The sequence below is a fragment of the Phenylobacterium hankyongense genome (assembly GCF_003254505.1).
Lineage (GTDB): Bacteria > Pseudomonadota > Alphaproteobacteria > Caulobacterales > Caulobacteraceae > Phenylobacterium > Phenylobacterium hankyongense.
In genome coordinates this window covers 1,058,474-1,078,107 of sequence record NZ_QFYP01000001.1, presented here as the reverse complement: position 1 = coordinate 1,078,107, position 19,634 = coordinate 1,058,474, and the positions used below count along the sequence as shown (strand labels likewise).

21 protein-coding genes are annotated in these 19,634 nt (G+C 70.3%); 14 read left to right on the top strand and 7 right to left on the bottom strand.

Going from position 1 to position 19,634, the window contains the following annotated elements; genetic code table 11:
- Window positions 1-15 precede the first annotated feature (15 nt).
- The 3 genes from rfbA to rfbB are packed head-to-tail and all read right to left on the bottom strand — an operon-like array spanning window position 16 to window position 2,857.
- Window positions 16-912, bottom strand: a complete 897-nt coding sequence (gene rfbA / locus DJ021_RS05175) for a glucose-1-phosphate thymidylyltransferase RfbA (RefSeq protein ID WP_111456528.1) — start codon at window positions 910-912, stop codon at window positions 16-18.
- A complete protein-coding gene (gene rfbD / locus DJ021_RS05170; RefSeq protein WP_111456527.1) occupies window positions 909-1,811 on the bottom strand; it encodes a dTDP-4-dehydrorhamnose reductase in 903 nt (300 codons plus the stop codon). The genes rfbA and rfbD overlap by 4 nt, the downstream gene beginning before the upstream one ends.
- Window positions 1,808-2,857, bottom strand: coding sequence for a dTDP-glucose 4,6-dehydratase (gene rfbB, locus DJ021_RS05165; protein WP_111456526.1), 1,050 nt, complete (start codon window positions 2,855-2,857; stop codon window positions 1,808-1,810). The genes rfbD and rfbB overlap by 4 nt, the downstream gene beginning before the upstream one ends.
- A gap of 237 nt (window positions 2,858-3,094) precedes the next feature.
- Between rfbB and DJ021_RS05160 the strand changes: the two genes are divergently transcribed.
- Entirely contained in the window at window positions 3,095-4,663 is a 1,569-nt protein-coding gene (locus DJ021_RS05160; protein WP_111456525.1) for an MATE family efflux transporter, read from the top strand.
- Here DJ021_RS05160 and DJ021_RS05155 read toward each other — a convergent pair.
- A complete protein-coding gene (locus DJ021_RS05155) occupies window positions 4,605-5,828 on the bottom strand; it encodes a serine hydrolase domain-containing protein (RefSeq protein ID WP_111456524.1) in 1,224 nt (407 codons plus the stop codon). The two genes, DJ021_RS05160 and DJ021_RS05155, sit on opposite strands and share 59 nt — an antisense overlap.
- 183 nt (window positions 5,829-6,011) lie before the next feature.
- Between DJ021_RS05155 and DJ021_RS05150 the strand changes: the two genes are divergently transcribed.
- The 7 genes from DJ021_RS05150 (at window position 6,012) to DJ021_RS05120 (ending at window position 14,342) form a co-directional block, all read left to right on the top strand.
- Entirely contained in the window at window positions 6,012-7,355 is a 1,344-nt protein-coding gene (locus tag DJ021_RS05150; RefSeq protein ID WP_111456523.1) for an acyl-CoA dehydrogenase family protein, read from the top strand.
- 1 nt (window position 7,356) lies between these two features.
- Window positions 7,357-9,105 (top strand): class I adenylate-forming enzyme family protein, encoded by a 1,749-nt coding sequence (locus DJ021_RS05145; protein WP_111456522.1) that lies wholly within the window; start codon window positions 7,357-7,359, stop codon window positions 9,103-9,105.
- Complete coding sequence (locus tag DJ021_RS05140; protein WP_111456521.1) at window positions 9,102-9,677, top strand: NADPH-dependent FMN reductase; 576 nt, start codon at window positions 9,102-9,104, stop codon at window positions 9,675-9,677. Before DJ021_RS05145 ends, DJ021_RS05140 begins: the two co-directional genes overlap by 4 nt.
- A complete protein-coding gene (ribB, locus tag DJ021_RS05135) occupies window positions 9,674-10,819 on the top strand; it encodes a 3,4-dihydroxy-2-butanone-4-phosphate synthase (protein WP_111456520.1) in 1,146 nt (381 codons plus the stop codon). The genes DJ021_RS05140 and ribB overlap by 4 nt, the downstream gene beginning before the upstream one ends.
- Before the next feature lie 35 nt (window positions 10,820-10,854).
- On the top strand, window positions 10,855-11,604 hold the full coding sequence (locus tag DJ021_RS05130) for a DUF72 domain-containing protein (RefSeq protein ID WP_111456519.1): 750 nt from the start codon (window positions 10,855-10,857) through the stop codon (window positions 11,602-11,604).
- Window positions 11,605-11,763: 159 nt separating this feature from the next.
- Window positions 11,764-13,527, top strand: a complete 1,764-nt coding sequence (locus DJ021_RS19270) for a M10 family metallopeptidase C-terminal domain-containing protein (protein ID WP_111456518.1) — start codon at window positions 11,764-11,766, stop codon at window positions 13,525-13,527.
- A gap of 128 nt (window positions 13,528-13,655) precedes the next feature.
- The gene (locus DJ021_RS05120; protein ID WP_111456517.1) at window positions 13,656-14,342 is read left to right on the top strand and encodes a DUF1013 domain-containing protein; all 687 of its coding nucleotides are present in this window, start codon (window positions 13,656-13,658) and stop codon (window positions 14,340-14,342) included.
- Window positions 14,343-14,357: 15 nt separating this feature from the next.
- Here DJ021_RS05120 and DJ021_RS05115 read toward each other — a convergent pair whose 3' ends face one another.
- Window positions 14,358-14,531, bottom strand: a complete 174-nt coding sequence (locus DJ021_RS05115; protein WP_111456516.1) for a YdcH family protein — start codon at window positions 14,529-14,531, stop codon at window positions 14,358-14,360.
- A gap of 127 nt (window positions 14,532-14,658) precedes the next feature.
- Between DJ021_RS05115 and DJ021_RS05110 the strand changes: the two genes are divergently transcribed.
- From DJ021_RS05110 to DJ021_RS05100, 3 genes are read left to right on the top strand one after another with little or no spacing between them, the layout of a single operon-like run.
- Window positions 14,659-15,258, top strand: coding sequence for a UbiX family flavin prenyltransferase (locus tag DJ021_RS05110; RefSeq protein ID WP_111456515.1), 600 nt, complete (start codon window positions 14,659-14,661; stop codon window positions 15,256-15,258).
- Window positions 15,259-15,262: 4 nt separating this feature from the next.
- A complete protein-coding gene (locus DJ021_RS05105) occupies window positions 15,263-15,709 on the top strand; it encodes a TIGR02444 family protein (protein WP_111456514.1) in 447 nt (148 codons plus the stop codon).
- Between the two features lie 13 nt (window positions 15,710-15,722).
- Entirely contained in the window at window positions 15,723-15,938 is a 216-nt protein-coding gene (locus DJ021_RS05100; RefSeq protein WP_111456513.1) for a YdcH family protein, read from the top strand.
- 4 nt (window positions 15,939-15,942) lie between these two features.
- Here DJ021_RS05100 and DJ021_RS05095 read toward each other — a convergent pair whose 3' ends face one another.
- Window positions 15,943-16,662, bottom strand: a complete 720-nt coding sequence (locus DJ021_RS05095; protein ID WP_111456512.1) for a GGDEF domain-containing protein — start codon at window positions 16,660-16,662, stop codon at window positions 15,943-15,945.
- A 136-nt stretch (window positions 16,663-16,798) separates the two neighbouring features.
- Between DJ021_RS05095 and purE the strand changes: the two genes are divergently transcribed.
- Together purE and DJ021_RS05085 are read left to right on the top strand one after the other, a co-directional pair.
- Window positions 16,799-17,293, top strand: coding sequence for a 5-(carboxyamino)imidazole ribonucleotide mutase (gene purE / locus DJ021_RS05090; RefSeq protein WP_111456511.1), 495 nt, complete (start codon window positions 16,799-16,801; stop codon window positions 17,291-17,293).
- 8 nt (window positions 17,294-17,301) lie between these two features.
- Window positions 17,302-18,384 (top strand): 5-(carboxyamino)imidazole ribonucleotide synthase, encoded by a 1,083-nt coding sequence (locus tag DJ021_RS05085; RefSeq protein ID WP_111456510.1) that lies wholly within the window; start codon window positions 17,302-17,304, stop codon window positions 18,382-18,384.
- 106 nt (window positions 18,385-18,490) lie between these two features.
- On the opposite strand, the gene DJ021_RS05080 is transcribed toward DJ021_RS05085, so the two are convergent.
- Window positions 18,491-19,162 carry a COQ9 family protein gene (locus DJ021_RS05080; RefSeq protein ID WP_111456509.1) on the bottom strand — a complete coding sequence of 224 codons (672 nt, stop codon included), beginning with the start codon at window positions 19,160-19,162 and terminating at the stop codon, window positions 18,491-18,493.
- Between the two features lie 201 nt (window positions 19,163-19,363).
- On the opposite strand from DJ021_RS05080, the gene rpsU reads away from it, so the two are divergent.
- Complete coding sequence (gene rpsU / locus DJ021_RS05075; protein ID WP_091735317.1) at window positions 19,364-19,597, top strand: 30S ribosomal protein S21; 234 nt, start codon at window positions 19,364-19,366, stop codon at window positions 19,595-19,597.
- The last annotated feature ends 37 nt before the right edge of the window (window positions 19,598-19,634 follow it).

Here is a 19,634-nt window from a genome sequence, read left to right as displayed (position 1 = left end):
TCTGTCTGGGGCCGGCTACTCCCCAGGGTCCTCGGTCGCCATCGGCCGCTCAGCGAGCTGGCGCAGGTACTGGCCGTACTCGCTCTTGGCCTGGGCCGCGCCGATCGACGCCAGCTGCTGGGCGTCGATCCAGCCCTGGCGGAAGGCGATCTCCTCGATGCAGCCGATGCGCAGGCCCTGGCGCTGCTCGAAGGTGCGGATCAGCTCCCCGGCCTGGATCAGGCTGTCGTGGGTGCCGGCGTCCTCCCAGGCGAAGCCGCGGCCGAGCAGCTCCACGTGCAGGTCGCCGGCCTCCAGGTAGAGCTGGTTCAGCGCGGTGATCTCCAGCTCGCCGCGTGCCGAGCGCGACAGGGTGCGGGCCATCTCGCTGGCCCGGCCGTCGTAGAAATAGAGCCCGGTCACCGCATAGTTGGACTTGGGCGCGATCGGCTTCTCCTCGATGCCGATCGCACGGCCGTCGGCGCCCAGCTCCACCACGCCGTAGCGCTCGGGGTCCTGGACCGGATAGCCGAAGACGGTGGCGCCGCCCTCCCGCGCGCCGGCCGAGCGCAGCATCTGGCCGAAGTTCTGGCCGAAGAAGATGTTGTCGCCGAGGATCATCACGCTGGGCTCGCCGCCCACGAAGTCCTCGCCCAGCAGGTAGGCCTCGGCGAGGCCGCCGGGACTCGGCTGCACGACGTATTCGAACCGCACCCCGATCTGCGAGCCGTCGCCGAGCAGCCGCTTGAACGACAGCTGGTCCTCCGGCGTGGTGATGATCAGGATCTCGCGCACGCCGGCCAGCAGCAGGACCGACAGCGGATAGTAGATCATCGGCTTGTCGTAGACCGGCAGCAGCTGCTTGGAGACCGCCAGCGTCAGCGGGTGCAGCCGGGTGCCGGAGCCGCCGGCCAGGATGATGCCGCGCCTCATGCCGCGGACGCCTGCGGCTGGGCGGCGAGCTCGGCGACGATCTCGGCGACGGCGTCGCGCCACGGCCGCGGCGTGACGCCGAAGGTGCGCTCCAGCTTGCCGGTGTCGAGCGTGCCGCGCAGCGGACGCCGGGCCGGAGCCGGGCGCTCGGCGGTGGCGATCGGAGCGACCTGCGGGGCGGCGGGCCCCATGGCGAGTGCGAGCACCCCTTGGGCGAAGCCGCGCCAGCTGGTCTCGCCGGCGTTGGCGAAGTGATGCACGCCGAAGACCGGGCCCCCGGAAGGCGTCCCGGCCAGGCGCGGGGCCTGGCTGAGGACGAAGCCGGCGAGGTCGGCGGCCGCGGTCGGGCGGCCGAACTGGTCGTCGACGACGCGCAACGGCTGCCCCTCGCGGGCCAGGCGCAGCATGGTCTTCACGAAGTTGCGGCCGTGCGCCGACACCACCCACGAGGTCCGCAGCACCAGGGCGCGGGGGCAGCTGGCGACGACGGCGAGCTCGCCGGCCAGCTTGGTGGCGCCATAGACGCTGAGCGGGCCGGTGGGGTCGTCCTCGCGGTAGGGCTCGGGCTTGTCGCCGGCGAACACATAGTCGGTGGAGAAGTGGACCACGGCCGCGCCGGCGCGGGCGGCGGCCTGGGCGATGGCGGCGGGGGTCTCGGCGTTGACAGTGTAGGCGAGCTCGCGGTCGGTCTCCGCCTGGTCGACGGCGGTATAGGCGGCGGCGACGATCACCAGCTCCGGCCGCGCCTGCTCGACGGCGGCGGCGGCGGCCTCCGGATCGGCGAAGTCGACCTCGGCCCGCGACAGGGCGGTGATCGCCAGATCGTAGGACGGCGCCTGGCGCAGCAGCTCGCGGGCGACCTGGCCGGTGGTTCCGAACTGCAGGATGCGGACGCTCATGCCTTCACCAGCCCCAGCCGCTCGGAGTGAAAGCCGCGCTGGCGGATGCCGTCCACCCAGTCGGCGTTCTCGACGTACCAGCGAACGGTGTCCTCCAGCCCTTCCAGCAGCGGCATCCGCGGCTCCCAGCCCAGCTCGGCCTTCAGCTTGGAGGCGTCGATCGAGTAGCGGAAGTCGTGGCCCGGACGGTCGGCGACGAAGGTGATCTTCTCGGCGTGGGCGGTGTTGGCGGGGGCGAAGCGGTCGAGGTGCTCGCAGAGCATGCGGATGACCTCGATGTTGCGTTTCGTGGAGTCGCCGCCGATGCAGTAGGTCTGGTCGCGGCGGCCCTTCTGCAGCACCAGCAGCAGCGCCTCGGCGTGGTCGTCCACGTGCAGCCAGTCGCGGACCTGGCGGCCGTCGCCGTAGACCGGGATCGACTTGCCCTCCAGGGCCCGGGAAATCACCGTCGGGATCAGCTTCTCGGGGAATTGGAACGGGCCGTAGTTGTTGGCGCAGTTGGTCAGCACCACCGGCAGGCCAAACGTGCGGCCCCAGGCGCGCACCAGGTGGTCGGCGCCGGCCTTGGACGCCGAATAGGGCGAGTTGGGGTCGTAGGGCGTGTCCTCGGTGAACTGGCCGTCCTCGCCGAGCGCCCCGAACACCTCGTCGGTGGAGACGTGGTGGAAGCGGAAAACCGCCTTCCTGTCGGCCGGCAGGCCGTTCCAGTGCGCGCGGGCGGCTTCCAGCAGCACCGCCGTGCCCATGACATTGGTGCGCACGAAGTCCAGCGGCCCCTCGATGGCGCGGTCGTTGTGGGACTCCGCGGCCAGGTGCATCACCGCGTCCGGCTGGTGGCGCGCGAAGATCGCCGCGACCTTGCCCGCGTCGCAGATGTCGGCCTGCTCGAAGGCGTAGAGCGGGCTCGACGCCACGCCGGCGACGTTGTCGAGGTTGGCCGAATAGGTCAGGGCGTCGAGGTTCACGACCGCGTGGCCGTCGGCGACGGCCCTGCGCACCACAGCCGATCCGATGAATCCGGCCCCGCCCGTAATCAGGATCTTCATGCCGTCTTTCTAACCCGGCGGCCCGTAAAGCCGCGAAAAACCCACTCGTCCCCGCGCCCTCTTACAACGAAATGGCGAGCGCTCAAGACCGTGACGCCGCGGCGAAAGGGTTGAAGCGGGCGCACGGCGGGTCGTACTGTGCTCCGCAATCCCCCTGAGTCAGCCCGGCTTTCCTATCCGCCGTGATCGCCTGTCTCGGCCGGGAAGACGCGCCGACGCGCATGGGGAACCGGGGTCTTGGCAGCCAGGAACGACACCGCTGCGAGCCGCCCGGGCCCGGTCCCCGGCGGCGTCGCCGGCCGGCGCGGCGGCGCGGACCTGACCACCGGCCCGATCGGCAAGACACTGATCACCTTCGCCCTGCCGGTGCTGGGCTCCAACATCCTGCAGTCGCTGAACGGCTCGGCCAACGCCGTCTGGGTCAGCCACATCCTGGGCGAGGCGGCGCTGACCGCCATCTCCAACGCCAACCAGATCTTCTTCCTGATGCTGGGCGCGGTGTTCGGCGTCTCGATGGCCGCCAACATCATGATCGGCCAGGCGATCGGCGCGAACGACCGGGCGCTGGCCAAGAAGGTGGTCGGCAGCTGCACGACCTTCTTCATCGTGCTGTCGCTGGCGGTCGGGGTCGCCGGCGCAGCGCTGACCCCGCACATCCTCGACGCCATGGGCACGCCTGCCGACGCCCGCGCCGACGCCATCGCCTACCTGCGGGTGATCTTCGCGGCCATGCCGTTCGTCTACTTCTTCAGCTTCACCATGATGGCCCAGCGGGCGACCGGGGATTCGCGCACGCCGTTCTACTTCTCGCTGATGGTGGTCGGCCTCGACGTGGTGCTCAACCCGATGCTGATCACCGGCTTCGGACCGTTCCCGAGGCTGGGGATCGCCGGCTCGGCCACCTCCACCCTGGTCGCCCAGACCCTCACCCTGGGGGCGATGCTGGTCCACCTCTACCGCTCCAATTCGATCCTGGTGCTGCGGCCCGGCGAATGGCGGCTGCTGATCCCCGACTTCGGCATCATCCGCACGCTGGTCCTGAAGGGCCTGCCGATGGGCTTCCAGATGATCGTCATCAGCCTGGCGGCGGTGACCATGATGAGCTTCGTCAACCGCTACGGGGTGCACACCTCGGCGGCCTACGGCGCGGCGACGCAGCTGTGGACCTATGTGCAGATGCCGGCCATGGCGCTCGGCGCGGCGGTCTCCTCCATGGCCGCGCAGAACGTCGGCGCCGGCCGGATGGACCGGGTCGAGCGGGTGGCCTGGATCGGCGCCGGCTATGCGGTGCTGTTCACCGGCCTGCCGGTGCTGGTGATCTACCTGGCCGACCCCTGGGTGCTGAGGGCCTTCCTGCCGGGGGCGAGCCCGTCGCTGCCGATCGCGGTGCACATCAACTCGTATGTGCTCTGGGGCTTCATCCCGTTCGGGGTGGCGTTCATCTTCTCCGGCATCGTGCGGGCCACCGGCGCGGTCTGGCCGCCGTTGCTGGCGATGATCATCTCGCTGTGGGGCGTGCGGGTGCCGCTGGCCAGCGTGCTGACCCCGCACCTGGGCGCCGACGCGATCTGGATCAGCTTCCCGGTCGGCAGCGCCACCACCTGCCTGCTGGCGGCCGGCTACTTCCTGTGGGGCGGCTGGCGCAAGGGCCGCATGCTCAAGGTCACCCCCAGCGCCGACGCCCCCGACACCGGGCTCGGGCCGCCCATGATGGACGAGAGCGAGGCGGTCACCGACGGCGAAAGCGCTAGGCTTGGCTCTCCATCAGCGCCGAGTAGACCAAGGTCCGAAGCTCCCGCCGAATAGGATAGGTGGACGACGGGATCAGCTGGGTCATGAACACCACCGTGACCTTCTCGGCCGGGTCGACCCAGAAGGCGGTCGAGGCCATGCCGCCCCAGTAGAACTCGCCCTGGCTGCAGGGGATCAGGGTCTTGGGCGGATCGAACACCACCGCGAAGCCGAGCCCGAAGCCGATCCCGGCGTTGGTGCTCTCCGAGAACAGCGAGCGCGACATCTGCGTCAGGTCGGCGCCGCCGGGCAGGTGGTTCGAGGCCATCAGCCGCAGGGTCTTGGGCGCCAGGATCCGCGCGCCGTCCAGCTCGCCGCCGTTCACCAGCATGTTGGCGAAGCGCAGGTAGTCGGCCGCGGTCGACACCAGGCCGCCGCCGCCGGAGAGCAGCTTCGGCGCCGCCAGATAGGGGCTGGCCTGCGGATCGTCCTGCAGCTTCAGCCCGCCTTGGGGCGTGGCGGAGTAGCAGGCGGCGAACCGCGCCTTCTGGTCCTCGCGCACGACGAAGCCGGTGTCGGCCATGTTCAGCGGCCCGAAGATCCGCTCCTGGAACACCTGGTCGAGCGGCTTGCCGGCGATCTTCTGCACCAGGTAGCCGACCACATCGGTGGACACCGAGTAGTTCCAGGCCTCGCCGGGCGAGAACTCCAGCGGGATGTTCGCCAGCGTGGCGACCATGGCGTCGAGGTCGCCGGTGTCGAAGTCCTCGAGCTTCAGCTTGCGGTAGGCGGCGTCGACGTTGGTGCGGTTCTGGAAGCCGTAGGTCAGGCCCGAGGTGTGGCGCATCAGGTCCACCACCTGCATCGGCCGGGCCGGCGGCGTCGACATGAACGCGCCTTCCAGGCCGGCGGCGAACACGCCGAGGTTCTTCCACTCCGGGATGTGCCGGGCGACCGGATCGTCGAGGGCGATCAATCCCTCCTCGACCAGGGTCATCAGGGCGACGCAGGTCACCGGCTTGGTCATCGAATAGATGCGGAAGACCGTGTCCTCGGCGAGCGGAACGCCGCGTTCGGGGTCCTGCTGGCCCAGCAGCGTCTGGTGGACCACCTCGCCCTTGCGGGCCACCAGCACCTGGGCGCAGGGCAGGCGGCCGGGCGCGATGTAGCGGTCCTGGATGAAGCGGTCGATCCGCTGCAGGCGTTCGCGCGAGAACCCCAACGACTTGGCCTTGCTCATCCGTGCGTCTCCGTGGCCGCAGCCTCTGGGCCTGCCGATCTTTTTGCCTGGGCCATCGCCGCGCCACAACCGCCGTTGCAGGGTTCCAACAGCCGTTTGATAATGCTTGCGGCGTCCCGGACGGGGCGTGCTCGTACCGCTATTACGAAAGACGACCTCGTCGACGAGGCATGGGAGGACCGCATGGCCTGGGATTTCGAGACCGACCCCGAGTTCCAGACGAAGCTGGACTGGATCGAAGCGTTCATGCGCGAGGAGGTCGAGCCGCTCTCCCACCTGGGCATGGCCGTGCACGGCTCCTTGGGCCGCGAGAAATTCATCCGACCGCTGCAGCAGAAGGTGAAGGACCAGGGCCTGTGGGCCTGCCACCTGGGCCCCGAGCTCGGCGGCCAGGGCTTCGGCCAGGTGAAGCTCGCGCTGATGAACGAGAAGCTGGGCCGCAATGGGCTGGCCCCGACGGTGTTCGGCTGCCAGGCGCCCGACTCCGGCAACGCCGAGATCATCGCCCACTACGGCACCGAGGCGCAGAAGACGCGCTGGCTGTGGCCGCTGCTGAACGGCGACATCCGCTCGGCCTTCTCTATGTCCGAGCCCACCGGCGGCTCCGACCCGCTGACCTTCAAGACCCGCGCGGTGCTGGACGGCGACGAATGGGTGATCAACGGCGAGAAGTGGTTCTCCACCAACGCCCGCTATTCCAAGGTCCTGGTGCTCTATGCGGTGACCGACCCCGACGCCAAGGACCCCTACCGGCGCACCTCGATCTTCCTGGTGCCCACCGACACCCCGGGCGTGGAGATCATCCGCAACGTGGCGGTCGGCGGCGGCGGCGAGATCGGCGGCGGCAACGAGGGCTACGTCCGCTACACCGACGTCCGCCTGCCCTACGACGCCCTGCTGGGGGAGCGCGGCGCCGCCTTCATCATCGCCCAGGTGCGGCTGGGCGGCGGACGCGTGCACCACGCCATGCGCACGGTCGGGGCCTGCAAGAACGCGCTCGACCTGATGTGCCGCCGCGCGGTCAGCCGCACCACCCGCGACGGCCGCCTCGCTGACCTGCAGATGGTCCAGGAGCAGATCGCCGACAGCTGGATCCAGCTGGAGATGTTCCGCCTGCTGGTGCTGCGCACCGCCTGGCTGATCGACAAGCACAAGGACTACCAGAAGGTCCGCAAGGACATCGCCGCCATCAAGGTGGCGATGCCCAAGGTCTACCACGACATCGCCACCAAGGCCGCGCACCTGCACGGCGCGCTGGGCGTCTCCAACGAGATGCCGTTCATGCACATGGTGACCTCGAGCCTGGTCATGGGCATCGCCGACGGACCGACCGAGGTGCACAAGGTCACCGTCGCCAAGCAGGTGCTGAAGGACTACCGGCCCGACAACGACCTCTTCCCCGGCTACCACATCCCGCGCCTGCGCGAGGAGGCGGAGAAGCGCTACGCCAAGGAGCTGGGCGAGCTGCGGGAGGCCTACGCCGCCCGCGGCGGCCGGCGCGACGCGGCCAAGGCCGAGGCGGTCTGAGATGAGCGACGCCTGGCCGGTCATGTCCATCGCCGAGGCCCACCGCCGGCTGACGGCGCCGGGCGGGCGCTTCGAGATCGAGGAGGCGGTAATCCGCGGGATCCCGACCCGGGTGTGGAAGCATGCCCCGCCGACCCTGCGCGACGTCTTCATCAACGGCCGCGCCTTCAAGGACCGCGAGTTCATCGTCTACGACGACGACCGCGCCACCTACGAGGCCTTCGCCCGCGCCACGCTGACGCTCGCCCACCAGCTGGTCGCCGACGGGGTGAGGAAGGGCGACCGGGTGGCGGTGATCATGCGCAACCTGCCGGAATGGCCGGTGGCCTTCTTCGCCGGCGTGCTGACCGGCGCCATCGTCACCCCGCTGAACGCCTGGTGGACCGGGGCGGAGCTGCAGTACGGCCTGGCCGACTCCGGGGCCAAGGTCGCCTTCGTGGACGACGAGCGGCTGGGGCGGATCGCCGAGCATTTCGACAGCCTGCCGGACCTGGAGCGGGTCTACGTCGCGCGGCTGAAGGACGAGACGGCCGATCCGCGCGTGCGGCGGCTGGACGACGTGATCGGCCCGGTGGCCGGCTGGGCGGCGCTCCCCGAGCGGCCCCTGCCCGACGTGCCGCTGGGGCCGGAGGACGACGCCACCATCCTCTATACCTCCGGCACCACGGGAAAGCCGAAGGGCGCGCTCGGCACCCACCGGAACATGACCTCGAACATCGGGGCGAGCGGGGTTTCGGCGGCGCGGAACTTCCTGCGCGCCGGCCAGCCGCTGCCGGAGAGCGATCCGCACAAGCTGCCGCAGCGGACCACCCTGCTGGTGGTGCCGCTGTTCCATGCCACCGGCCTTTCCGCCACCCTGTCGCCGACCCTCAATTCCGGCGGCAAGATCGTGCTGATGCGGCGCTGGGACGCCGAGCCGGCCATGCGGCTGATCGAGCGCGAGAAGGTCAACTCCACCGGCGGGGTGCCGACCATCGCCTGGCAGCTGATCGAGCATCCGGCGCGCAGCAGGTACGACCTCTCCTCGCTGGTGGCGGTGACCTACGGCGGCGCGCCGTCGGCGCCGGAGCTGGTGCGCAAGATCGCCGAGGTGTTCCCGGGCTCGCAGCCGGGCAACGGCTGGGGGATGACCGAGACCACCGCCACCTTCACCTCCCACCTGGGCAAGGACTATGAGAACCGCCCCGACAGCGCCGGCCCCGCCGCGCCGGTGGGCGAGATGCAGATCCGCGATCCTGCGGACGGGGTGACCGTCCTGCCGCCCGGCGCGGTCGGTGAGCTGTGGGTCAAGGGCCCTCAGGTCGTGAAGGGCTATTGGAACAAGCCGGAGGCCACCGCCGAGACCTTCGTGGACGGCTGGCTGCGGACCGGCGATCTGGCGCGGCTGGACGAGGAAGGCTTCCTGTTCATCATCGACCGGGCCAAGGACATGCTGATCCGCGGCGGCGAGAACATCTACTGCGTCGAGGTGGAGAACGTGCTTTACGACCACCCGGACGTGATGGACGCCGCGATCGTCGGCGTGCCGCACAAGACCCTTGGCGAGGAACCGGCGGCGGTGGTGCACCTGAAACCCGGCGGAACGGCGACGGAGGCCGAGCTCAGGGCCTGGGTCCGCGAGCGCCTGGCCGGCTTCAAGGTCCCGGTGAAGGTCGCCTTCTGGCCCGAGACCCTGCCGCGCAACGCCAACGGCAAGATCCTCAAGACCGAGCTGAAGAAGGTGTTCGCCGACGAGACCGCGGCCGCATGAGCGCCAAGCGCCCCTTGATCGTCGGCATCGGCGGGACCATCCGCCCCGGGTCGACCACCGAGACGGCGCTGGCCTGCAGCCTGCGCGCCGCAGAGGCGGCGGGCGCCGAGACCCTGCTGCTGGGCGGGGCCTTTCTGGCGACCCTGCCGATCTTCGATCCCCGCGACGGGGACATCGTCGAGGCCCAGCAGGTGCTGGCCGACGCGGTGCGCTCCGCCGACGGGGTGATCATCGCCTCGCCCGGCTATCACGGCTCGATCTCGGGCGTGGTGAAGAACGCCCTGGACACTCTGGAGCTGACCCGCGCCGACGCCGCGCCCTATTTCCAGGGCAAGGCGGTGGGCGCGATCATCATCGCCGACGGCTGGCAGGCGGTGGGCACCGCCTTGATGTCGCTGCGGGCGATCATACATGCCATGCGGGGCTGGCCGACGCCGTTCGGCGCGGCCCTGAACGCGAGCTCCGGCCTGTTCGACCAGGCGGGCGCGTGCCGCGAGGCCAAGGACGCCTGGCAGCTCTCGACCGTCGCCGAGCAGGTGATGGACTTCGCCAACATGCGAGCCGGCTCATGAAGCGCCCCTACCTGGTCCCCCCCGCCAACGGTGGCGCCGACCCCGACGCCGTCACCTCGGCCATCTCCCCCATCGAGGAGATCATCGAGGACGCCCGCAACGGCCGCCCCTACATCCTGGTGGACGCCGAGGACCGGGAGAACGAGGGCGACGTCATCATCCCGGCGCAGTTCGCCACCCCCGAACAGATCAACTTCATGGCCAAGCATGCCCGCGGCCTGATCTGCCTGTCGATCACCGCCGAGCGGGCGCGGGCGCTGCGCCTGCCGCCGATGGCCACCGACAACCAGTCCGGCCACGGCACCGCCTTCACCGTCTCGATCGAGGCGCGCGAGGGGGTCACCACCGGCATCTCCGCCCACGACCGCGCCCACACCGTCGCCGTCGCCGTCGACCCTACCAAGGGACCGGACGACATCGTCTCGCCCGGCCACGTCTTTCCGCTGGTGGCCAAGGACGGCGGCGTGCTGGTCCGCGCCGGCCACACCGAGGCGGCCGTGGACATCTCGCGGATGGCCGGCCTCAACCCCGCCGGGGTGATCTGCGAGATCATGAAGGACGACGGGTCTATGGCCCGGCTTCCGGACCTGGTCGCCTTCGCCCAGTTGCACGGGCTGAAGATCGGCACCATCGCCGACCTGATCGCCTACCGCCGCCGCACCGAGCGGCAGGTGGAGCGGGTGCTGGAGACGCCGTTCGACAGCGCCTATGGCGGCCGCTTCCGGATGGTCATCTACCGCAACGTGATCGACCGCACCGAGCACGTGGTGCTGACCAAGGGCCGCATCGACCCGGACAAGCCGACCCTGGTGCGGATGCATCGGGTGGACATGGCCGCCGACATGCTGGGCCATGTGGAGGCGCGGCGGGACTATGTGCCCCGGGCGCTGCAGGCGATCGCCGACTACGAGGGCGCCGGCGTGGCGGTGTTCATCCGCGACTCCGACCCGGCCTGGCTGTCGCAGCGCTACGGCCAGCCGGACGCCAGCCAGACCGCCAACGTGCTGCGCGACTACGGCGTCGGCGCGCAGATCCTGCTGGACCTCGGGGTCCGCGACATGCTGCTGCTGACCTCGTCCACGACCGTGCTGCCGGGCTCCGGCGGCTACGGCCTGAAGATCGTCGGCCGCGTTCCGCTCTAGGCAACCGCCCGCCGGCCCGGGGCATTCCCGCGGGGATGACCGCGCTGCGCATCGGCTGCTCGGGCTGGACCTACAAGGACTGGACCGGCCCCTTCTACCCGCCCGGGACCAAGGACCGCGAGCGGCTGGAGTACTACGCCAGCCGCTTCGACACCTCGGAGATCAACGCCAGCTTCTACCGCCTGCCGTCGGAGGCCATGGTCGAGGGCTGGGCGCGTCGGGCGCCGGCGGGCTTCGTGTTCGCCTGGAAGGTCAGCCGCTTCATCACCCACAACAAGAAGCTCAAGGACTGCGCGGACTCCGTCGCCCTGGTGTTCGGGCGCATGGCGCCGCTGGGCGCCAAGCAGGGACCGGCGCTGACCCAGCTGCCGCCGCAGCTGCGGCGCAACGACGAGCGGCTGGCGGCCTTCCTGGCGCTGCTGCCGAAGGGCGGGCGCCACACCGTCGAGTTCCGCCACGACAGCTGGTACGACCCGGCGGTGTTCCGCATCCTCGCCGACCACGATGCGGCGCTCTGCATCTCCGACCATCATTCCGCGCCCTCGCCCTGGGAGGTCACCGCCTCCTTCGTCTACGTCCGCGGGCACGGTCCGGGCGGGCGCTACCACGGCCGTTACCCAGAGGCCGAGCTGCAGGCCTGGGCCGACCGCATCGCCGCCTGGCGAGCGAACGGCAGGGACGCCTACGTTTATTTCGACAACGATATCAAAAGCGCAGCGCCCTTCGACGCCGAGACCCTAAAACGGCTGACAGGCGTGGCCGCTGATCGTGCCTCCGCGGCCTAGCCGGGCGGTGTGCGTCAGCATGTCGCCCCCGCGCCGGGGATGAAACCACGGCGTGCAGTCGTCTTCAGCCTGCGCGGTTGCGTCACAAGTTCGCGCATTGCTGAAAAACCATCGTTCCCTTAAGAATTTGAAGGGGATGGACTGAGGTAGAGTTCTGATATGCCGCTCGAATCCTATCCCATGCTGGAGCTCGACACCCGTTTTACGGGCGCCGGGAGCCTCGACCCCGTCGCGCCGCCGGCCGGCGACTGGGACCCCTATCCGGGCGAGCCCGCGCCGGCGATGACGCTGGCGGGCGACGCGGGCCAGCCGCAGTTCTACCTGAACGCCGACGCCCGCGATGGCGCGGTGGTGGGCGGCAAGACCAGCTACACCATCGACCAAGCCGCCAACCAGATCGTCCGCGGCGATCCGGGCTGGTCGGCGGCGTTGCACACCCCGGCGGTGGTGACCTACGCCTATCGGGCGGACGCCCCGACCACCATGCCGGAGGACGCCGGCGGCTTCGCGCGGTTCAACGCCGCGCAGATCACCCAGGCCGAGCTCGCCCTGAAGGCCTGGTCGGACGTGGCCAACATCACCTTCGTGCGCGTGGGATCCGGGACCAGCGGCGAGGGAGCCTATTCCGACAACGCCACCATCCTGCTCGGCGACTACACCACCGGCGTTTCCGGCTCGGCGGCGTTCGGCATGTATCCGGGCTCGCGGTCCGCCGCCTCGTCGTCCGGCGACGTGTGGATCAATTCGACCTTCAGCTACAACGCCAATCCCATGGTGGGGAACTATGGCGGCCAGGTGCTGGTCCACGAGCTGGGCCACGCGATCGGCCTGGCGCACCCGTCCGACTACAACGCCTCGGCGGACGCCACCCTCACCTATGCGACCGACGCGACCTATTACGAGGATTCCCGCCAGTACACGGTGATGAGCTACTTCAGCGAGGCGAACACCGGGGCCAATTTCGGCGGCCAGTATTCCGCCGCGCCGCTGATCGACGACATCGCCGCCGCGCAGCTCGAATACGGCCCGAACATGAGCACCCGCACCGGCGACACGGTGTACGGCTTCCATTCCACCGCCGACGAGCCGTGGTTCGCGGCCAGCTACAGCGGCCAGAAGCTGGTGTTCGCGGTCTGGGACGCGGGCGGCAACGACACCTTCGACTTCTCCGGCTACGCCAACACCCAGGTGATCGACCTGCGGGCCGGCTCCTTCTCGGATGTCGGCGGACTGACCGGCAACGTCGCCATCGCCCAGGGCGTGAGCATCGAGAACGCGGTCGGCGGCTCGGGGTCGGACAAGATCACCGGCAACGCCGCCGGCAACGACATCCATGGCGGCGCCGGCGCGGACTCCATCATCGGCGGCAATGGCGCGAACCTCCTGTGGGGCGACGACGGCGCCGACACGATCTTCGGCGGCGCGGGGTTCGACAACATCAACGGCAACAAGGGCGACGACGTCATCGACGGCGGCTCCGGCGGCGGCGACTGGCTGGTCGGCGGCCAGGGCAACGACCTGATCACTTCCCACGCCAGCGACGACATCCTCTACGGCAACATCGGAAACGACACGCTGAACGGCGGCTCGGGGAACGAGATCATCCGCGGCGGCCAGGATAACGACGTCCTCTACGGCGGCGCCGGCAATGACTGGCTGTCCGGCGACCGCGGCAACGACACCATCACCGGCGGTCCGGGCGCGGACATCTTCCACAGCTTCGCCGGGGCCGGGATCGACCGGGTGCTCGATTTCAACCAGGCCGAGGGCGACCGGGTGCAGCTCGACGCGGGCTTCTCCTACTCGGTCGCCCAGGTGGGCGCCGACACCGTGGTGACCATGGCCGGGGTCCCGAGCGACCAGTTGATCCTGGTGGGCGTGCAGCTGTCATCTCTGACGCCGGGGTGGATTTTCGTGCAATGAGCCGCCGCCGGACGGCGCCCCTGCGGCCATAATCCCGTTTCCTGTTCGGCGGAACCGGCCTATATGAAGACTTCACACCGCCCGGCCGAAAGGCCGGGCGCCTTCATTTCCGGAACCGGAAAACTGCTATGACGACCGACATCCTGATGCCGAAGGCGACCGCCGTCTGGCTCGTGGACAACACCTCGCTGACCTTCGAGCAGATCGCCGACTTCTGCGGCCTGCATCCGCTGGAAGTGAAGGGCATCGCCGACGGCGAAGTGGCGCGCGACATCCGCGGCGCCGACCCGATCGCCAACGGCCAGCTGTCCCGCGAGGAGCTGGACGCCGCCCAGAACAACCCCGCCTACCGCATGAAGGCGCAGAAGAGCCGCCACGCCGAGCTGCTGAAGCCGGTGAAGAAGGCGCCGCGCTACACCCCGGTGTCGCGCCGCCAGGACCGACCGGACGCCATCGCCTGGTTCCTGCGCAACCACCCGGAAGTGCCCGACAGCCAGCTGGCCCGCATCCTCGGCACCACCAAGGCCACCATCGACCAGGTGCGCAACCGCACGCACTGGAACTCGGCCAACATCAAGCCGGTCGATCCGGTGACGCTCGGCCTCGCCACCCAGCTGGAGCTGGACGCGGTGGTGCGCAAGGCGGCCGACAAGAAGGCGAAGGACGACGCCCGCCGCGGCGTGACCGAGCCCGAGGGCCCGACGCTGCGCCCGGCTTCGGAAGCCGGGGCCTATGAAGACGAGGTCGCGGTCGGCGACGACGACATCCACGACGAGCCCGCGTTCGACGACGAAGCGGAGCACGCCGAGGACTAGGTCGTGAATGGAGAGCTAGTGCATCTGTCCGCGCAGGCTCTCCATCTCCTCCTTGAGCCTGAGCTTCTGTCGCTTGAGTTCTTTTAGTCTGATGTCGTCGGCGGCGGGCCTACGCAGTTCGTCTTGAATGGCTTGTTCGAGAGACTGGTGGCGAGATCCAAGTTCACGGATCCGGGCTTCCACGGCCATGACGATACGTCTCCTCGTTGGACAGCTGCAAAGTGAACACCCGCTGCGCGGCGCTGTCAGATCACATATGTTTGCAGACGGCGAAGCTGGATCGGCGGCCTGACTCCAGGCGTTTGGGACCTTCCGCATGTCAAAAGTTGAGCGTCCGAGACTGGTGGTCGGCCTCTCCGGGGCCTCCGGCGTGGCCTATGGCCTGCGGGCGCTGGACGCCTGCCGCGAGCTCGGGGTCGAGAGCCATCTGGTGATGAGCCGCTCGGCGGCGCTGACCCTGGCGCAGGAGACCGAGCTGTCGGTGGCCGACGTGCAGGCGCGCGCCGATGTCACCCACAAGGTGAGCGACGTCGGCGCGGCGATCGCCTCCGGCTCCTTCCAGACCTTGGGGATGATCGTGGCGCCCTGTTCGGTGCGCACCATGAGCGAGATCGCCACCGGCGTGACCTCCTCCCTGCTGACCCGCGCCGCCGATGTCGTCCTGAAGGAGCGCCGCACCCTGGTGCTGATGGTCCGCGAGACGCCGCTGCACCTGGGCCACCTGCGTACCATGGTGCGGCTGGCCGAGATGGGGGCGGTGATCGCCCCGCCGCTGCCGGCCTTCTATGCGAAGCCCGCCAGCCTGGAGGAGATGGTCGACCAGTCGGTCGGCCGGGCGCTGGACCTCTTCGGACTGTCGTGGAAACCCGTTAAGCGGTGGGGCGAGGACGTCGGTCCGCTCAAGGGAGACGCGTAGCGTTATGTCGCTCTGGGATTGGACGCTGGCCGTCTACGGCCGCCCCGGCGTGCCGGAGGCCTGCCTGGCGCTGCAGGACGCGCACGGCCAGAACACCTCGTTCCTGCTCTGGGCGGTGTGGGCGGAAGCCGGGGACCCGGCCCTGCTCGAGCAGGCGGCCGCGGTGGCGCGCGCCTGGGAGGGCGCGGTGCTGGCGCCGCTGCGCACCGTACGCCGGACGCTGAAGGCCGCCGCGCCGCCGGTGGACGACGGCGCGCGGGAAGGCCTGCGGGACGACGTCAAGGCCGCCGAGCTGCGCGCCGAGCGGGTGCTGATGGAGACCCTGGAGGCGCTGGCGCCGGACGCCCGCGGCGGGACCGCAGCGCTGCAGGCGCTGAAGGCCGCCTCCGCCGCCTGGGGCCGGCCGGCGCCGGATCAGGCCCTCGCCGCCCTCGCCGCCGCCTTCGACTAGGATCGCCCCGCATATGAACGATCAGGACGACCCCTCGGACGAGGTGTTGCAGGCCCGGCTGGCGGAGCTGCGCCAGGACCACGCCGACCTCGACGCCGCCGTCCAGGCGATCGCGCTGTCGCCGCTGCCGGACATGCTGCTGATCGGCCGGCTGAAGCGCAAGAAGCTGGCGCTGAAGGACGAGATCGTGCGGATCGAGGACCAGCTGACCCCCGACATCATCGCCTGAGGCCCTAGGAGCCGGCGCGGCGCTCGCGCTTGCGGGCGTACATGGCCTGGTCGGCGCGGGCGACGATCTCTTCCGGCTCGGCGTCCTGGGTGATCTCGCAGACCCCGAAGGAGACGTGCAGGGGCGCGGACCAGTCGCCGAACCGCATCGGCTCGCGCTCGATGGCGCGGACCAGGACCTCGGCCTTGGCTTCCGCCACCGCGCGGTCCGCCTGCACCAGGATCACCGCGAACTCGTCGCCGCCCATGCGGCCGACCACGTCGGACTCGCGCACGTTGGCCGCCAGCCGCTCGGCCACGGCCTTCAGGGCCGCGTCGCCGGCGGCGTGGCCGAAGCGGTCGTTGACGCTCTTCAGCCCGTCGAGGTCGAAATAGACCAGGCTGGCGGCGGCCCCGTAGCGCTGGGCGAAGGTGCGGATGCGGCCAAGCTCGCGGATCAGGGCGCGGCGGTTGAGCAGCGGCGTCAGGGCGTCGCGATCGGCCAGCCCTTCGGTCTCGGAGAGCCGCGCCTTCAGCCGCCCGACCTCGGTGCGCAGGTCGTCGATCTCGGTGAGCAGGGTCTGCACCGCGCCCTGCACCGCCGGCGTCAGATCGGTCTCGTCCAGGCCCAGGAAGGCCACCGGATCGGCGGACGTCGTCGCCGGCCGCGCCTGGGCGCCGGCCTGGGTCAGGGCGCGCTTGCGCATGGCCGAAAAGGGCTCATTGCGCGCGCCGGTGATCTTCATCGTGCGAAAGCCTGGCCTTAGAGAATCAAGGACGACAGGGACTTAAAGGAATCTACCCATCTTGGTTGCGGGCGCAAAGGCGGCGCCTATACTCCGCGCCCTTCCGGGCAAGGGCCTTTCGGGGATTGCAAATCACATGAGCGCCGCCGCCGCGCCCGTCGCCATCATCATGGGCAGCCGCTCCGACTGGCCGGTCCTGCGCCATGCCGCCGAGATGCTTGAGGCCCTGGGCGTGCCGTTCGAGGCCAAGGTGGTCTCGGCGCACCGCACCCCCGACCGGATGTACGCCTTCGCCAAGGGCGCCAAGGCCGCCGGCGTCAAGGTGATCATCGCCGCCGCTGGCGGGGCCGCCCACCTGCCGGGCATGACCGCCTCGCTCACCGAGCTGCCGGTCCTGGGCGTGCCGATCGAGTCCAAGGCCCTGAAGGGCATGGATTCCCTGCTGTCCATCGTCCAGATGCCGGCCGGCATCCCGGTCGGCACCCTGGCGATCGGCGAACCCGGGGCCAAGAACGCCGGCCTGATGGCCGCCAAGATCCTGGCGCTCTCCGACGAGGCGCTGGCCGGCCGGCTCGCCGCCTTCACCGCCCGACAGACCGCCTCGGTGGCGGAAACCGTCGAAGACGCTTGAGCGGTCCCATGGTCAGCCTACCCCTCGCCCCGGGTTCCACCATCGGCATCCTCGGCGGCGGGCAGCTCGGCCGCATGCTGGCGGAGGCCGCCAGCCGGCTGGGCTTCGACGTGGCGGTGCTGGAGCGCGAGGCGGACTCCCCGGCCGGCCGCATCGCCGCGCACACCATCGTCGCCCCCTACGACGACGCCGAGGCGCTGAAGGCGCTCGCCGGCCTGGCGGGGGTCGTCACCTACGAGTTCGAGAACGTGCCGGCGGCCTCCGTCGCCCAGCTGGCGGCGATGGGCGTCGAGGTCGCGCCCGGCGCGCGGGTGCTGGCTGTCGCCCAGGACCGGGTCGAGGAGAAGACGTTCCTCAACGCCCATGGCGTCGCCACCGTGGCCTTCGCCGCCGCCGCCACCGCCGCCGAGGCGACCGAGGCCGTGGCCCGCATCGGCGCGCCCTGCCTGATGAAGACCCGCCGCGAGGGCTACGACGGCAAGGGCCAGCGCTGGGTCGAGCACGTGGACAAGGCCGCCGAGGTGTTCGCCGCGCTGGGCGGCCGGCCGGTGATCGTCGAGGCGCCGGCCGACTTCGTGCGCGAGCTGTCGGTGATCGCCGCCCGCGGCCGCGACGGCGCGACCGCGGTCTATCCGCTGGCCGAGAACCACCACGAGGACGGCATCCTGCGCCGGTCCCTGGCCCCGGCCGCCGCCTCCACCGCCCTGGCCGACCAGGCCGAGCGGATTGCCGCCCAGATCCTCTCCGGCCTCGACTACGTCGGGGTGATCGGCGTCGAGCTGTTCGAGCTGAAGGACGGCCGGCTGCTGGTCAACGAGATCGCGCCGCGGGTGCACAACACCGGCCACTGGACCCAGGACGGCTGCGAGGTCGACCAGTTCGAGCAGCACATCCGCGCCGTCGCCGGCTGGCCGCTGGGGCCCACCCGGGCGATCGCCGGGGTGGAGATGCTGAACCTGCTGGGCGCGGAGGTCGACGCCTGGCCCCGCTACGCCGCCGAGCCGGAAACCCGCCTCCACCTCTACGGCAAGCGCGGCGCCAAGCCCGGCCGCAAGATGGGCCATATCAACCGGGTTAAGCCGCTGTCCTGAACTCGTGATCACCCGCCTTGTGCGGGTGATCCATCCCAAAGCCCTGCTTCAGCAGATGAGCTGGCGCCTTGGGCTGGGTGGCCCGGACAAGCCGGGCCATGACGAACTATGGGTTGCGAGCAACGCCGTAGCGCATCCGCCCCAGCGCGTTGGCGACGCCGGTGACGAAATCGGTGGGCCGCAGGCGGGTCGTGGCCTTCCACTTCTCGAACGCCATGACGTTGCCGATCCGGCGGTCGACGAAGGCCATGGCCTCGGCGCGGCCGGAGGCCATGCGCACGGCCAGCGCGCCGGTCAGGATGCCGGCCAGCAGGGCGCGCTTGGAATAGTGGTTCTCGTCGGTGGCGACGTCGCCGGCCCAGCGCCAGAGGGCGTCGGCGCTCTCCCAGGCCAGCCGGGCGCCCTGGGCGGCGTGCTGCGGCAGGGCGAGATGGCCGGCCCAGCGGCGGGTGGCGGGCTCGTCGGCGGCGGCGACGTCGAGGCGGGCTTCCACCGCGCGGGCGATCCGCTCGCGGATCTTCAGGGCGTCGGGATCGACCTCGGCGAGCATCGCCAGCGCCCGCTGGTCGTGGCGGCGCGAGAGCAGGGCGGCCAGGTCGGCGGGGCCGTGCGGCAGCAGAAGCTCGGTCTCGCCCTCGGAAAAGCCCTCCGCGCGGCCGGCCATGCGGGTCATCCGCCAGGTCCAGCCCTCGATGGGGGCCATCTTCAGCGCCCGGTCGAGCAGTTGCTGCTCGGCCCCGGCGGCCCAGTCGTTCCCGGTTTCAGCGGCCTTGGTCATGCATCCATCCTAGCGCGTGCGGATTGCCGCGTCTCGGCGTGGACATGGCCCCCGCCTTCTGGTATCTCGCCGCGCTCAAACCCGAAGGCCGCCGCCTCCGGGCCGCATGATTTTTGCAGCTAACTGTTTTTGATCGCTCGCCGCCGCCCCAAGCCGGGACAATGGGGGCCGGGCGGGAAGCGACCGACAGGAGAGAGACCCCTGGTTCAGATTTTCGTCCGCGACAACAACGTCGACCAAGCCCTCAAGGCGCTCAAGAAGAAGATGCAGCGTGAGGGCTCGTTCCGCGAAATGAAGCGGCACGTGCACTACGAAAAGCCCTCCGAGAAGCGCGCTCGCCAGAAGGCGGAGGCCGTGCGTCGGGCCCGCAAGCTGGCCCGCAAGCGCGCCCAGCGCGAAGGCCTGATCGCTGCGCCGAAGAAGCCGGCGCGCTAAGGCGCCGCTGGTTCGACAAAATCGGCTTCCTATGTAC